General features: G+C 67.1%; 13 protein-coding genes and 1 tRNA gene. 5 read left to right on the top strand and 9 right to left on the bottom strand.

The window, feature by feature from the left end; all coding sequences use genetic code 11:
- Nucleotides 1–58: 58 nt before the first annotated feature.
- Nucleotides 59–898, top strand: coding sequence for an HAD-IIA family hydrolase (locus HV766_RS11495; protein ID WP_175181175.1), 840 nt, complete (start codon nucleotides 59–61; stop codon nucleotides 896–898).
- Here the strand turns inward: HV766_RS11495 and HV766_RS11490 are convergent.
- The 4 genes from HV766_RS11490 to HV766_RS11475 all read right to left on the bottom strand — a co-directional run bounded on the left by HV766_RS11490 (nucleotide 892) and on the right by HV766_RS11475 (nucleotide 4,336).
- Nucleotides 892–1,794 carry a MurR/RpiR family transcriptional regulator gene (locus HV766_RS11490; RefSeq protein WP_225588996.1) on the bottom strand — a complete coding sequence of 301 codons (903 nt, stop codon included), beginning with the start codon at nucleotides 1,792–1,794 and terminating at the stop codon, nucleotides 892–894. The two genes, HV766_RS11495 and HV766_RS11490, sit on opposite strands and share 7 nt — an antisense overlap.
- 165 nt (nucleotides 1,795–1,959) lie before the next feature.
- Nucleotides 1,960–2,451 carry a preprotein translocase subunit SecG gene (secG, locus tag HV766_RS11485; RefSeq protein WP_054450241.1) on the bottom strand — a complete coding sequence of 164 codons (492 nt, stop codon included), beginning with the start codon at nucleotides 2,449–2,451 and terminating at the stop codon, nucleotides 1,960–1,962.
- Between the two features lie 21 nt (nucleotides 2,452–2,472).
- Complete coding sequence (gene tpiA, locus HV766_RS11480) at nucleotides 2,473–3,219, bottom strand: triose-phosphate isomerase (protein WP_175181174.1); 747 nt, start codon at nucleotides 3,217–3,219, stop codon at nucleotides 2,473–2,475.
- Nucleotides 3,220–3,358: 139 nt separating this feature from the next.
- Entirely contained in the window at nucleotides 3,359–4,336 is a 978-nt protein-coding gene (locus tag HV766_RS11475; protein WP_054450236.1) for an NAD(P)H-quinone oxidoreductase, read from the bottom strand.
- 115 nt (nucleotides 4,337–4,451) lie between these two features.
- Here HV766_RS11475 and HV766_RS11470 point away from each other — a divergent pair.
- Nucleotides 4,452–4,539: transfer RNA gene (locus HV766_RS11470), tRNA-Ser, on the top strand.
- A 47-nt stretch (nucleotides 4,540–4,586) separates the two neighbouring features.
- Here the strand turns inward: HV766_RS11470 and ccsB are convergent.
- Both ccsB and pdxR read right to left on the bottom strand, forming a co-directional pair.
- Nucleotides 4,587–5,948 carry a c-type cytochrome biogenesis protein CcsB gene (ccsB, locus tag HV766_RS11465; protein WP_175181173.1) on the bottom strand — a complete coding sequence of 454 codons (1,362 nt, stop codon included), beginning with the start codon at nucleotides 5,946–5,948 and terminating at the stop codon, nucleotides 4,587–4,589.
- A 167-nt stretch (nucleotides 5,949–6,115) separates the two neighbouring features.
- Entirely contained in the window at nucleotides 6,116–7,642 is a 1,527-nt protein-coding gene (pdxR, locus tag HV766_RS11460; RefSeq protein WP_119450852.1) for a MocR-like pyridoxine biosynthesis transcription factor PdxR, read from the bottom strand.
- A 233-nt stretch (nucleotides 7,643–7,875) separates the two neighbouring features.
- Between pdxR and HV766_RS11455 the strand changes: the two genes are divergently transcribed.
- The 3 genes from HV766_RS11455 to HV766_RS11445 are packed head-to-tail and all read left to right on the top strand — an operon-like array spanning nucleotide 7,876 to nucleotide 10,806.
- The gene (locus tag HV766_RS11455; RefSeq protein ID WP_175181172.1) at nucleotides 7,876–9,435 is read left to right on the top strand and encodes a nitrite reductase; all 1,560 of its coding nucleotides are present in this window, start codon (nucleotides 7,876–7,878) and stop codon (nucleotides 9,433–9,435) included.
- A 16-nt stretch (nucleotides 9,436–9,451) separates the two neighbouring features.
- Nucleotides 9,452–9,799, top strand: coding sequence for a c-type cytochrome (locus HV766_RS11450; RefSeq protein ID WP_054450228.1), 348 nt, complete (start codon nucleotides 9,452–9,454; stop codon nucleotides 9,797–9,799).
- A gap of 14 nt (nucleotides 9,800–9,813) precedes the next feature.
- Entirely contained in the window at nucleotides 9,814–10,806 is a 993-nt protein-coding gene (locus HV766_RS11445; RefSeq protein WP_217472153.1) for a precorrin-2 dehydrogenase/sirohydrochlorin ferrochelatase family protein, read from the top strand.
- A gap of 35 nt (nucleotides 10,807–10,841) precedes the next feature.
- Here the strand turns inward: HV766_RS11445 and HV766_RS11440 are convergent, their stop codons facing one another.
- Genes HV766_RS11440 through ahbB form a run of 3 tightly spaced genes read right to left on the bottom strand, consistent with a single transcriptional unit; the run spans nucleotide 10,842 to nucleotide 13,143 of the window.
- Nucleotides 10,842–11,471 carry a DUF4202 domain-containing protein gene (locus HV766_RS11440; protein ID WP_054450225.1) on the bottom strand — a complete coding sequence of 210 codons (630 nt, stop codon included), beginning with the start codon at nucleotides 11,469–11,471 and terminating at the stop codon, nucleotides 10,842–10,844.
- On the bottom strand, nucleotides 11,472–12,611 hold the full coding sequence (gene nirJ, locus HV766_RS11435) for a heme d1 biosynthesis radical SAM protein NirJ (protein WP_175159506.1): 1,140 nt from the start codon (nucleotides 12,609–12,611) through the stop codon (nucleotides 11,472–11,474). It abuts the gene before it with no gap.
- A 13-nt stretch (nucleotides 12,612–12,624) separates the two neighbouring features.
- Nucleotides 12,625–13,143: a siroheme decarboxylase subunit beta gene (ahbB, locus tag HV766_RS11430; protein WP_175181171.1), complete on the bottom strand. Its 519-nt coding sequence runs from the start codon at nucleotides 13,141–13,143 to the stop codon at nucleotides 12,625–12,627.

The raw sequence follows: 13,143 nt of genomic DNA, 5'->3' as shown, positions 1-13,143 counted from the left end.
GTAGCGGGCGCCCACTTCTTTCAACCCTGCACGCGCTTCGACGCCACCACGCCGATCCATGACCCGCATTGCCCGCACTCCCCTCGCTTCCTTCCCCCAAGCGCCGACGGCAGAACCGCCCTGGACCGCCCGATCACGCGGCCTGATCCTGGACCTGGACGGGACATTGATCCGGGGGCATGAAGTGATACCGGGCGCCAGCGAGCTGCTGACCCGCTGGGCAGGGCGCTGCGTCATCGTGTCCAACAATTCCACCGACACGGCGGCGGACCTGGCGCCGCGTTTACGGGCGATGGGCCTGCCGGTGCAGGCCGGAATGCTGGTCCTGGCCGGTGAACAGGCCGTGCGCCATATCGCCCGGCAAAACCCGCGGGCCGCGGTGCTGCTCTGCGCCTCGGACGCATTGCGCGGTTTCGCGGTCGGACTGGGGCTGGCGTTGGTCGACCGCGATGCGGACATCGTGCTGCTGGCGCGCGATCTGTCCTTCGGCTACGGGACGCTGCAGACCCTGGCAGGCGAGCTGGCGCGGGGCGCGGCGTTGATGGTCAGCAACGGCGACCTCACCCATCCCGGCCCGCAAGGCGCCATCGTCCCGGAGACGGGCGCGCTACTGCAGTCGGTGCTGGCCTGCGCGCCCGGCACGCGGCCGCACATACTCGGCAAGCCGGGAGCCATGCTGCTGGAGGAAGGATTGCGCCGGCTGGGCCTGGCGCCTGCGGACGTCACGGTCATCGGCGACAACGTGCGCACCGATGGGCTGGGTGCGGTACGCCTGGGTATCGGCTACCTGCTGGTGGGCAATGCGCCCTGCGCGGATGCGCCGGACGTGGCGAGGCTGCTGGACAGCGCGTGCCCGCGCCGACATGCGCTGCCGGAGGGCATTGAAGACGATCAGTAGCGCTTGTTCGACAGCACGTCGAAGGTGCTGCGCAGCGTGGAGACGGCCTTGTCGTAGTCGGACAAGGCCAGGCAAGCGATGAGGGTGTCGATGATGGCGAGCTGGGCCAGCCGGCTGGTCATGGCCTCGGTGCGGAAACGGGTCTCGCGCGACATGGTGTGCAGCACCACGTCCGCATGCTCCTGGATCGGCGATTTGCCGAAATTGGTGATGCAGATCGTGCGCGCGCCGGCTTCCTTGGCCAGCCGCGTCGCCAGCACGGTCTCGTGCGTGCTGCCCGAGTGCGAAATGGTCAGCACAGCGACGTCCGGCCCGGTCAGCGACGCGCTGATGGCCTGCACGTGGGAATCGGTCACTGCGGTGGCATGCAGCCCGATGCGCAGCATGCGGTAGTGCGCGTCGTGCGCGATGACGGCCGAGCTGCCGATGCCGTAGATTTCAACGCGGCGGGCGCCGCGTATCAGGTCCACCGCGGCCGACAGCGCTGCCACGTCCAGCACCGATTCGGTTTCCTGCAGGGTCTGGATATTGCTATGGAAGATCTTGCTGACGACCTGCTCGGGCGTGTCCTGGGCGGCCAGGTCTTCGTGGATATACTGCACCGGCTGCACGATCTGCTGCGCCAGCGCGATCTTCAGCTGTTGAAAGCCCGTGGCCCCCAGCAGCTTGCAAAAGCCCACCACGCTGCCTTCGCTGCACTGGGTGCGCTCGGCCACTTCACTGACCGACATGTGCACCACCTCGGCGGGGTTGCGTATGACGAACTCGCCAATGCGCTGCGAGGCCGCCCCCATCGAGGGCAACAGGCTCTGGATGCGCGCCAGCATGGCCTGCGGCGAGCCCCGCTGCTGATCGGCGGCGGTCGGGGTTCGGGGAGTGCGTTTGGATGTGGCCATGGCGGAGATCGAGAGACGGGAACCGGGTGCGCAGGCAACGATACCCTACCCGCTGCCGGCGCGGCGACGACGCATGCTAACGGCCGCCGATGACAGGATGTCCGGGCAGGCGCGCGCCGCCCATGAAAAAGGCCGGCATGTGCCGGCCTTTCCGTTTGCTGTGCCTTACTTCGCGGGCGTTTCGGCGGGCTTTTCGCCTGCGGCCGGAGCGGCCGGGGTGGCGGGAGCGGCCGGGGCCGAGGGCACCGACGCGTCGGGCTTGGCCGGAGCGGCGGGCACGGAACCCGCGCCGGGAACCGAGGCGGCGCCGGGAACCGACGAGCCAGCGGGAGCAGGCGCCGCGCCCGGCACTTGCGGCACCGAACGGTCGGCCGGGAAGCTCTGCATCACGCCCGAGTCGACGGCCGGGCCGCTATTGCCCTTGTGGCTGACATAAGCCAGGCCGGCGGTGGACGCGAAGAAGACCACGGCGGCCCACTTGGTCGCGCGCGAGAGGAAGTTCGCCGCGCCGGTGGCGCCGAACAGGCTGCCGGCCGAGCCGCTGCCGAAGGCGGACCCCATGTCGGCGCCTTTGCCCTGCTGAAGCAGGACCAGGACGATGATAGCCAGCGCCGAGATCACTTGGACGGCCAGCAGGATTTTGAGCATCAAGGGCATTACAGACTCCGGAACGGAAACTTAGATAGCGGCGATTCGCAAAAATTCTTCGGCCACGAGCGACGCGCCGCCGACCAGGGCTCCGTCGATATCAGTCATGGCGAACAAACTGGCGGCATTGGCAGCTTTGACGCTGCCGCCGTACAACACTTGCACCTGCGCGGCGCCCAGCGCGCGCAGGGCGGCGCGGATGGCGCCATGGACTTCCTGCGCCTGCTCGGGGCTGGCGGTGCGGCCGGTGCCGATGGCCCAGACGGGCTCATAGGCCAGGACCATGCGCGAAACCGCCTCGGCGCCCAGCGCCAGCACGGGCTTCAACTGGCGTTCGATCACGGCCAGCGTGTTGCCGGCTTCGCGGTCGGCCAGGGACTCGCCCACGCACACCACCGGCGTCAGGCCGGCGGCCAGCGCGGCCTGGGCCTTGGCGGCGACGGCTTCGTGGGTCTCGCCGTGCAGCACGCGGCGCTCGGAGTGGCCGGCCAGGGCCCAGCGGCAGCCGAATTCCTTCAGCATGGCGCCGGAGACTTCCCCGGTGTAGGCGCCCTTTTCATGGGCGCTGACGTCTTGCGCGCCCCAGGACACGCTGCTGCCGGTCAGGGCCGACGCCGCCTGCGCGAGATAGGGGAACGGCACACAGATGCCGATTTCGCAGTGGCTCGCAGCATCCGCGGCGCGCAGCTCGGTCAGCAACGCGGCGTTCTCGGCCAGGTTGCCGTGCATCTTCCAGTTGCCCAGCACGAGGCGGGCGCGGTTTTCGACTGAAGTCATGGCGAGGTATCTGTATCGGTTGGACTGGGGCGAGCCAAGGGCTGCGTAGCAACCGCCCACGGGCCTGCCTGGAAAAAATCCCAGGCGAAACCCGTGATTGTATCCTGTTGCGGGACGCTATGCCGAGCGCCCCCATTTCTTACATGGTCAGGATGATTTTGCCGATGTTTTCACCGCTTTCCATCATGGCATGGGCGCGGGAAGCCTCGGCCAGCGGGAAGGTGGCGTGCACGATGGGCTTGATGGCCCCTTTTTCCAGCAAGGGCCAGGCCTGTTCGCGCAGCGCACGGGCGATGGCGCCCTTGAAGGCAACCGGACGGGGACGCAAGGTCGAGCCGGTGATGGTCAGGCGGCGGCGCATGACCTGGGCCGTGTCCACATTGGCGTGGGAACCGCCCAGCTGGGCAATGATGACGATGCGGCCGTCGTCGGCCAGGCACTGCATGTCGCGGCCGATGTAATCGCCGGCCACCATGTCCAGGATCACGTCCACGCCGCGTCCGCCGGTGGCGTCCAGCACTTCCTTCACGAAATCCTGGGTCTTGTAGTTGATGCCGCGTTCGGCGCCCAGCGCTTCCACGGCGCGGGCCCGGTCGTCGCTGCCGACGGTGGCATAGACCTTGTGGCCCATGGCGCGGGCCAGCTGGATGGCCGTGGTGCCGATGCCGCTGGCGCCGCCGTGCACCAGCAGCGCCTCGCCTTCGGACAGGCGGCCGCGGTCGAAGACGTTGCTCCAGACCGTGAAATAGGTTTCCGGCAGGCCGGCGGCCTCGATGTCGGACAGACCCTTGGGGATGGGCAGGCATTGCGCCGCGGGCGCCACGCAGTATTCCGCGTAGCCGCCGCCCGCCACCAGGGCGCAGACCTTGTCGCCCATGGCGAAACCGCTGCCCGCCAGGTCGCCGCCGACGATTTCGCCGGCCACTTCCAGGCCCGGCAGGTCCGAGGCGCCGCGCGGCGGCGCGTAGTTGCCCTTGCGCTGGAACACGTCGGGACGATTGACGCCTGCGGCGCTGACTTTGATCAGAACTTCACCCGCGCCGGTTTCCGGCGTGGGGCGCTCCACGGGGACCAGGACCTCGGGGCCACCAGGGCGAGAGATTTCTACGGCGTGCATCGCGTGCCTCCTTTGCAGCAAATGGATTATTATTGCGCCCTTTACGGCGTATCGTGTTCCCGGCCTGGCAGATTGTTTGCCTGATGGCCGGATCGCCGGAATATACGCAATACCAGGAAGCGTGGCAGAGTGGTCGATTGCACCGGTCTTGAAAACCGGCAACGGGCAACCGTTCGTGAGTTCGAATCTCACCGCTTCCGCCAAGACACCCGATGCCAGCGCGCATCGCCGCCCGCAAGGCTGCAGGGGCCTACAGGCTGCCGTACGAATGCAGCCCCGACAGGAACATGTTCACCCCCAGGAAGGCGAAGCTTGTCACCACCAGGCCGGCGAGCGCCCAGTAGGCCGCCACCTCTCCCCGCAGCCCCTTGAGCAGCCGCATGTGCAGCCAGGCGGCATAGTTCAGCCATACGATCAGCGCCCAGGTCTCCTTGGGATCCCATTGCCAGTACGCGCCCCAGGCGTCGGCGGCCCACAACGCGCCCAGCACGGTGGCCACGGTGAAAAAGGCGAAACCCAGCGCGATGGCCCGGTACATGATGTCCTCCAGCACCTCCAGGGACGGCAGCCGGCGGGCAATCGGCCGGCGCAGCGCCAGCACCGCGCCCACGAGGATGGCGCCCGCGCCGAAATACAGCATCCACACAGGCGACAGCCGCCGCGAGCCGAAGATCATCGGCTCGGCGCATAGCAGCGCACCCAGCAGGAAAACCGGAATCAGACGCTTGCCTGCGGCGCTCTGCCCGTGCAGCTTGACCAGGTAGGCGAAACCCACCGCGCCCGCCAGCGAGAACGTGCCGTAGCCAATGAAATTGGCCGGCACGTGCAGCTTCATCCACCAGCTTTGCAGCGCGGGGACCAACGGCTGGATCTGATGGGCGCCGCGCGTGAGCGAATACCAGGACAGGAAGACGACCATCGAGGCAACCACCAACATGACGAAGCCGCCCAGCGCCCGCGTGGCGTAGCGGGCCTCGTAGTAGAGGTAGAACAGCGCCGTGACCAGCGCGAAAAAAACAAATACCTCGTACAGGTTGCTGACTGGAATGTGTCCGACATCCGGTCCCAGCAGATGCCCTTCGCGCCAGCGCACCAGCAGGCCGGTCAGCCCTGCCCATACCCCGCCCCACGTCAGGACAGTGCCCAGCCAGGCGATCGCGGGCCGGGCCAGTCCCGCCCAGTAGCAGAGCGTGCCCAGCACGAACAGGCAGCTCATCCAGAGTATGGACGACTGCGACGACAGCAGGTACTTGAGCAGGAAGACGCTTTCGGCGCGCCCTAGATCGCCCTGCAGCAGCCCTGCCCCGCCCGCATACAGCCACACGGCCAGCAGCGCGCTGGCGCCGCTGGACAGGGCCAGAGTCCGCAAGGGGCGCCACAACCATCCCAGCCAGGCCAGGGCCGGCACGGCGCCGATCAGCATCGCTTTCTCGTAGCCGTTCAGGAACGGGCCGAACTCCGCCAACGCATAGGCGCAGCCGGCAAGGCAGATCAGCAGGAACGCGGCATCGGTCCGGTTCAGGCGCCTGCCGGTCCGGGCTGCGGCATTCGGAACCTCCGGCACGGGCCGGCGGGAAGTCAGCGGGACGGACCCGGTAGCGGTAATCGGCATCGCAGCATCTCCATGCGTGACCGTCCGCCCCAGGTTGCCCACAGGCCGAACGAATCTTATATTGTCATAGGACAAATTGATTCTACGAACGACGCGGCAGCGCCGCATAGCGATGCCGCCGGTCCCCGCGCTGCGCCGCCGTCCCTACCGGAAACGCGGCAGGCGTGCTAGACACCCGCGCAGCGCGCTTCGTCCAGAGACGGGCGAGACGCCGCCCGGTCCTGACAGGATTCCTGCAATTGTTTGCAAGCCGCGTGCACGCGCGCCATGGCCTGGGCGATCTCGCCAGTATCCAGACCGGCAAAGCCGAACAGCAGATGTCGGGGCTCGGCGCCCTCGGCCGCACAGGCGGCGGCCTGGGCCAGTGGATACAGCCTCACGCCCTGCGCCAGCGCGGCCGCGGCGACCGCGTCGGCGGGTGGGCTGTCCGCCGGCAGTTCGAAGGCCAGGTGCATCCCTGAATTCTGTCCGCTGATCCGGCCGCGTCCGCCCCAGACCTTGCGGATGCCGCGCAGCAGTTCGTCGCGCTGCGCCTGGTAGCGCCGCCGCAAGGTCTGCAGGTGGCGCGCGAAACAGTTCTCATCGAAGTAGCGCGCCAGCACGGCCTGCGTCAGCCATGGACTGCCGTTGTTGAGCAAGGCCTTGCGTTCGACGAAATCGTCGACCAGCGCAGGCGGGCAAACCATGTATCCCAGCCTCAGGCCGGGCCCCAGCGTCTTGGAGAACGTCCCCAAGTACACGACCTGCCGCGGGCTCATCGCGGCCAGCGGCATGGGCAGTACAGACTCATAGCAAAAGTCGCCGTCGTAGTCGTCCTCGATGATCAGCGCGCCGCTGCGGCCCGCCCATTCGAGCAACTGCCGTCTCCGAGACAGCGACATGGCGTGGCCCAGGGGGTACTGGTGCGACGGCGTCACATAGGCCAGCCTGGCCGGCCCTTCCGGCAACAGATCCGTGCGCAGTCCCTGCCCGTCCACCGGAACCGGCGCCTCCTGCGCGCCATGCCGCCGCACCAGATTCCTGAATCCCGCGTAACAGGGCGACTCGAACACCGCCCTGCCGTGGCGGTCCAGGAAATGCGAGGCGATCAGGCTCAAAGCCTCCTGACTGCCGGCCGTGATCAGCACCTGTTCCGGTTCGACCTTCAACGCCTTGGCCGCCGACAGGTAATCGGCAATCTGCACGCGCAAGCCCCACAGGCCGGCCGGTGGCGCATATTCGGCCATGGCGCAGCCCGCATGCCGCAGCAGCTGGTTCGACAGCGTGATGAACTGGCGCAGCGGAAAGGCGTGAACCGAGGGACGGCCGACCTTGAAGTCATAGCGCAGGGGCATCGGCGGCGACTGGCCGCAGACGCCGCTGGACAGAGCCTGGCTGACGGCGTCGGCGTAGACCGGCGGACGGTCCTGGACGAAATCGGGGCAACGCGGATTGATGACCAGGCTGCGATTCAACGTCACGAAATAGCCGCGGCTGGGCTTGCTCTGGATCAAGCTGGAATCGATCAGCAGTTCATACGCGCCCAGCACGGTGTTCTTCGATACCTGCAGCAGCGATGACATCCGATTGATGGCCGGCAGCCTGTCCCCTTCCTGCAACCGTCCGGCGCGTATCAACGCCTCGATCTGGTCGGCGATCTGCTGCTTGTAGGGTTTTGCATCCTGGCGGGATAGAGAGAGCGGGAGTGAAAACATGGCGGACAACCACAGGACAAAAAATGGCGCCGGCCTTTCGAAGCGGCGCGGGCCGGCCGCGCTCCGTTTGCTATCACGGTAGTGCTTTGGCCACAGCCTCACTTTGTCCTATGTCAAAAAACAGATTGGACCGTAACCATTGCGCAGGCATGAGCCGTGCCTTATCGGCCCGGCGCCGCGATGACACAGTGCATGTGCCGCAGTTTCGGCAAAACCTTACGGGAGAGATCGACATGCACATCAAGCTATTGAGTGCGGCCTTGCTGTTCGTCTCGGCCGGCGCCGCCTGGAGTGCGCCGACCGGGGAGTACCTCAAGGCGAATCAGCTGTTCCAGCAGAACTGCGCCGTCTGTCATGGCGCCGACCGCGGCGGCTACATCGCGCCGGGCCTGACCAGCGACCGCCTGGTCCAGAGCGAGGCGGCGCTGCGCGGCACCATCATGACCGGCATCCCCGACACGCTGATGCCGCCCTTCGTGGGTCGCCTGTCCGACGAAGAGATCCGGGCGCTGGCCCGGCTCATCAAGACGCAGACGGCGGACGATCCCAAATGGGGGCTGGACCAGATCCGCGCCAGCGTGCAGGTGGTGGTCGACGAAGCCACCCTGCCCGCCAAGCCGACCTACGCCATCGACACCGTCTACGACCTGATGGTGGTCATGGCGCGCGGACGCTATGGGCGCGGCGACGCGGGCAACAATGCGCGCACCGTGTTCCTGGACGGCAAGACCAACAAGGTGGTCGGCGAGGTCGCCACGCCGGTGGCGCCGCACATCATGGATTTCAGCCCCGTGGCGGAACGCTGGGCCTGGCTCAAGAGCGACGATGGCATGGTCTACAAGATCGACCTGTACTCGCTGCAGATCGTGCGCAAGGCCAAGGTCGGCCTGACCGGCCCCGGTATCGCCCTGTCCAACGACGGCAAGTGGCTGGCCATCAGTTCGTTCGTGCCCAAGAGCGTCGCCATCCTGAAGGCGGACACGCTGGAACCGGTCAAGTACATGGACCTTGAGGGCGAAGATCCGGACGGCAAGTTCGTCAAATCGGCCGGCGGGCCCGTCATCGGCAGCCGGATCAACAATAAGTTCGCGCTGACGCTGCGCCAGGCTGGCCAGATCTGGATCATCGACCCCGACAAGCCCGACATGCCCGTGACCAAGCTGACCAAGGTCGGCCGCATGCTGCATGACACCTTCCTCACGCCCGACGGGCGCTACTCCATGGTCGCGTCCTATGACGACAACAAGATCGTCGCGATCGACTTCAAGGACGACAAGGTGGTGCGCGACATACCCGCCGGCTGCCAGCCTCACGTCGGATCGGGCGCGGTGACCGAAGTCAACGGCCGCTTCCTGGCCTTCGGCACCAACATCGGCACCTGCGCAAAGGGCTCCGTGGTCACGGTCTGGGACACCAAGGACTTTTCCGTGGTCAAGCAGATCCCGGTGGCCGGAGCCACCGAATCGCCCGCCGCGCATCCGAACGCGCCCTACGTGGCGGTGGACATCGTCGACAAGGACAAGCGCGCGGCCTGGATCCAGCTGATCGACAAGAACACGCTGGAAGTGGCCAAGACGCTGGACGTGGGCGGGCATGCCTTCTTCCCCGACTACAACCGCACCGGCAATTACCTCTATGTCAGCTCGGGCTACTGGGGCGACCGCATCAAGATCTACGACAGCAAGACCCTGGAGCTGGTGGCGGAGCACAAGATGGAAAGCCCCTCGGGCATTTTTTCCCGCGCCCGCACCCGCTGGCTGACCATCGGCCTGTCCGAAACGCGCAAATTCTGAGCCGAGGAACCCACATATGAAAACGCTATTCCGCATACTCACGGCACTGCTGCTGTCCCAGGCCGCCGCGCACGCGCTGGCCGCCGACGGGCAGCCCGCCCTGGTCGCCGGCGGCAATCCCGACACGCTCTCGCCCCGCGTCTCCGCCATGCTGCCGCTATGCGCCTCCTGCCATGGCGCGGACGGCATCAGCGCCGTCGGCCTGTACCCCAATCTTGCAGGGCAGAAGATGGAGTACCTGGTCAAACAGCTCAATGCCTTCAAGACCCGGGAGCGCAATGACCCGGTCATGAGTTCGATGGCCGAGCCCTTGAGCCCCGAAGCCATCCAGGAACTGGCCCAGTACTTCTCCAGCCGCAAGTAAGGGAGCAGGCCGCCATGAACGCGCCATCCGCGATGCTCTTCCCGGTGTACTTCAACCTGGCCGGCCGGCGGGTGGTCGTGGTGGGCGGCGGGGCCGTGGCCGAACGCAAGATCAGGCTGCTGCTCAGGGCCGGCGCCGCCGTTGCCGTGGCGGCGCCGGCCCTGACGCCCTGGCTGCGCGCAGCCGCGGACCAGGACCAGTTCCAGCATATGCCGGACGTCTTCTCGCCGGCCTGCCTGGACGGCGCCTGGCTGGCGGTGGCCGCGACCGATCACGGCGGCACGAACCAGGCGGTTGCCGCGGCGGCGCTTGCGCGCCGCATTCCCTGCAACGTGGTCGACGATCCCGTTCTTTCGACGATACAAGTGCCCGCCATCCTGGACCGTTCTCCGCTGGTGGTGGCGATTTCTTCAGGAGGCTGTGCGCCCGTGCTGGCGCGGCGCATCCGCGAACGGCTCGAAGCCTTGCTCGACGAAAGCACGGGAGATCTGGCGCGGCTCGCGGCACGCTATCGCAACCGCATCGTTGCGCGCTTCCGCGACCTGGAGCAACGTCGCGACTTCTACGACTGGATGCTGGACGGCCCGCTGCCCTCGTTGCTGGCGGCCGGCGACGGCAGGCAGGCCGGTCTGGCCCTCGAAGCCGCGATGCAGGCCGATACCCTGCCCCGCACAGGCAGCGCGACGATACTGGCAGCCGCCGACGGCCCCGCCGATCTGTTGACCCTGCGCGCCTTGCGCCTGCTGAACCAGGCCGACCTGGTCGCGCACGTGCCGGCGGTCAATCCGGCCATATTGGACAAGGCACGGCGGGACGCGGCGAGAATCGAGCTGAAAGGCCCGGGCCTGCAGCCTGATCCGGCCGTGGCCGCAGGCGAGGGACTGGACTGGCTGGCCCGCCAGGTGCAGGCGGGCCAGCGCGCCGTCCTGCTGCTGGGAACCGCGCATGACGCGAAGCTGCTGGCGCGACGAATATCGGCTTGCGGCGTGGCATGCAACGTCCTGTGAACGTCCGGCCCCGGAGCAGCGCCGCGATCAGGAAGTCAGGTCCCCGCTTCCTCGCCACCCGCCAGCGCAGCCGCCAGATAAGCCTGGCCCCGCTCGCTGAAGGACAGCGACGCAGCCGCCTGCCTGCCGGCTTCGTCCATCTTGTGCCAGGTCTTCTGCAACACCGCGACGACCTTGTCCGGATAGCGTTCGCAGAATTCCTCGTACTGGTGCTCCAAAAACACCAGGCACAGCGCGTTCTCCATGCATTGGACGTCGGCATCGCGCTTGATGCCCTGCTTGCGCACGATCTTCAGCACCGCCTGCATGGTTTGCGCGTCATGGCCTGCGCTGGCTAACAGCCTTGCGGCGACGTCCGCGTGATGCTCCTTGAGCGTATTGCGCCATTGCAGATAGCCAGCCCTGCCGGCCGGACAGGCCTCGCGCGGGACCTCCCAGCGGCCGATGTGCTGGCAGCGGGCGGCCAGCCGCAAGGCAGAGCCGGCCTGCGGGGCCAGCTTCGTCACCCAGGCGTGGAGGAATTGGGCGTGCAGCCATTCGCGCGGCTGCATCGCGCCATTCCAGGCGACCAGATTGGGATCGCGCCGGTTGTACTCATCGAACAGCTGCCAGGCGCGCTGCAGCGGCGCGTCTTCTGCATCCACCGGGTTGGGCGGGAATTCCATTCACACTCCTGTCTCGTCTTCGGTCAGATAACAGCCGGGATCCTCGGCCCAGAGGTCGCCCGACTGCTTCTGCGCACGGATGCGGGTGTTGCCGTTGCAGATGTCCAGGTGGGCGCAGCTGGCGCAGCGTCCCTTGACGGGCCGCGGCCGCAGCCGCAGCAGCTTGAGCAAGGGTTCGGCGGGATCCGACCAGATCTCCGAAAAGGGCCGCAAGCGCACATTTCCCAGAGTGTAGTGCCACCACATGGTGTCGGCATGGACATTGCCGCGATTGTCGATGTTCGCGACGTTCATGCCGCTGGCGTTGCCGCCCCACAGGCGCAGCCTGGCCTCGATATGCGGCGCGCTCTGCGGGAACCGGCGACGCACCCAGTGCAGGAAGAACACGCCGTCGGCATCGTTGTTGCCGGACGTGAACTCACGCGGTCTGCCGGCCGCGGCTTGTTCCAGGCAGGTTTCGAAGATCCGCTCCATGGCCGCGCGCGTCATGCGGTGATGGCTGTCCTCGCCCCGGTTGCGGCCGCCGCGGCCGGCGTAGTTCAAGTGTGAAAAGTAGAAGCGGTCGACATTCTCGGCGTCCAGCAATGCCAGCAGCCCGGGAAGATCGTCGGCGTTGCCCTGGGTCAGGGTGTAGCGGATGCCGACCTTAAGGCCGCGGTCCCTGCACAGCCGGATGCCTGCCAGCGAGGCATCGAACGCGCCCGCCTCGCCCCGGAAGCGGTCGTGCGTCGCGCCCAGGCCGTCCAGCGAAATACCTACATAGTCGAAGCCGCAACCGGCGATGGACTCGATGTTGCGCCGGTCTATCAGGGTGCCGTTGGACGACAGGCCCACGTAGAAGCCCATGGCCTTGGCCCGGCGCGCAATATCGAAAATGTCCGGCCGCAACAGCGGTTCGCCGCCAGACAGGATCAGCGCCCTCACACCGTAGGCATGCAGATCGTCCATGACTGCGCAGACCTCGGCGTAGTCCAATTCGCCGGCGAAATCCTTGTCGACCGAAGCGGAGTAGCAATGCCGGCAATGCAGGTTGCAGCGCCGGATCAGGTTCCAGATCACCACGGGTCCGGCCGCCCCACGGCGCGGCGCAAGCGGCGTGGGACGCAGCAGTTCAGACACGAAGGCAGAGATGCGGAACATGCGGAATTCCTCGCTATGCTGCCGGCCCCTGGCCTTCTTTCAGGCGCAGGCCAGTCTTTTTCAGGATTGCCGAGGAAAACAGCGCGTCGTGCGCACGCAGGGCGTCCGGAAAGCGCACGTGCAAAGCCTCGGCGACGTCATCGATGCGCGCCAGCACCGCCGCGCGATCGGTCCCGTGCAGCATGGCGTAGAGGTTGTAGCGCCACAGCGGCGGATGCCGGGGACGCCGGTAGCAATGGCTCACGTCCGCGCGCTGACCCAACCAGGCTCCCACAGCGTCGGCCTGACCGTCTTCCACGTCCCAGACCGACATGGCGTTGGCCACGAATCCGAGCGCGTAGTGGTTGGGTACCACGCCGATGCGCCGTATCACGCCGCGCGCGAGCATGTCGCGCAACTGCGCCATCACCTCGGCTTCGGTGACGCCCAGCCGCGCGGCCACGGCCCGGTATGGATCCCGCCGGATCGGCAGCCCCTCCTGCGTGGCGCGGACCAGGGACAGTTCGAACGGAGTCAGGCCGGCTGCGTCCAT

Source organism: Achromobacter aegrifaciens (assembly GCF_902859735.1).
Taxonomy (GTDB): Bacteria; Pseudomonadota; Gammaproteobacteria; order Burkholderiales; family Burkholderiaceae_B; genus Achromobacter; species Achromobacter aegrifaciens.
Note: the sequence above shows the minus strand (reverse complement) of the source record. Positions and strands in the feature narration are given on the sequence as shown.

Excerpts from the sequence above, each read along its gene's own strand:
- HV766_RS11495 (WP_175181175.1), top strand. The coding sequence starts at position 59 with ATGACCCGCATTGCCCGCACTCCCCTCGCTTCCTTCCCCCAAGCGCCG.
- HV766_RS11455 (WP_175181172.1), top strand. The coding sequence starts at position 7,876 with ATGCACATCAAGCTATTGAGTGCGGCCTTGCTGTTCGTCTCGGCCGGC.
- HV766_RS11450 (WP_054450228.1), top strand. The coding sequence starts at position 9,452 with ATGAAAACGCTATTCCGCATACTCACGGCACTGCTGCTGTCCCAGGCC.
- HV766_RS11440 (WP_054450225.1), bottom strand. The coding sequence starts at position 11,471 with ATGGAATTCCCGCCCAACCCGGTGGATGCAGAAGACGCGCCGCTGCAG.
- secG (WP_054450241.1), bottom strand. The coding sequence starts at position 2,451 with ATGCCCTTGATGCTCAAAATCCTGCTGGCCGTCCAAGTGATCTCGGCG.
- tpiA (WP_175181174.1), bottom strand. The coding sequence starts at position 3,219 with ATGACTTCAGTCGAAAACCGCGCCCGCCTCGTGCTGGGCAACTGGAAG.
- HV766_RS11475 (WP_054450236.1), bottom strand. The coding sequence starts at position 4,336 with ATGCACGCCGTAGAAATCTCTCGCCCTGGTGGCCCCGAGGTCCTGGTC.
- nirJ (WP_175159506.1), bottom strand. The coding sequence starts at position 12,611 with ATGTTCCGCATCTCTGCCTTCGTGTCTGAACTGCTGCGTCCCACGCCG.
- HV766_RS11445 (WP_217472153.1), top strand. The coding sequence starts at position 9,814 with ATGAACGCGCCATCCGCGATGCTCTTCCCGGTGTACTTCAACCTGGCC.
- ccsB (WP_175181173.1), bottom strand. The coding sequence starts at position 5,948 with ATGCCGATTACCGCTACCGGGTCCGTCCCGCTGACTTCCCGCCGGCCC.
- HV766_RS11490 (WP_225588996.1), bottom strand. The coding sequence starts at position 1,794 with ATGGCCACATCCAAACGCACTCCCCGAACCCCGACCGCCGCCGATCAG.
- pdxR (WP_119450852.1), bottom strand. The coding sequence starts at position 7,642 with ATGTTTTCACTCCCGCTCTCTCTATCCCGCCAGGATGCAAAACCCTAC.
- ahbB (WP_175181171.1), bottom strand. The coding sequence starts at position 13,143 with ATGGACGCAGCCGGCCTGACTCCGTTCGAACTGTCCCTGGTCCGCGCC.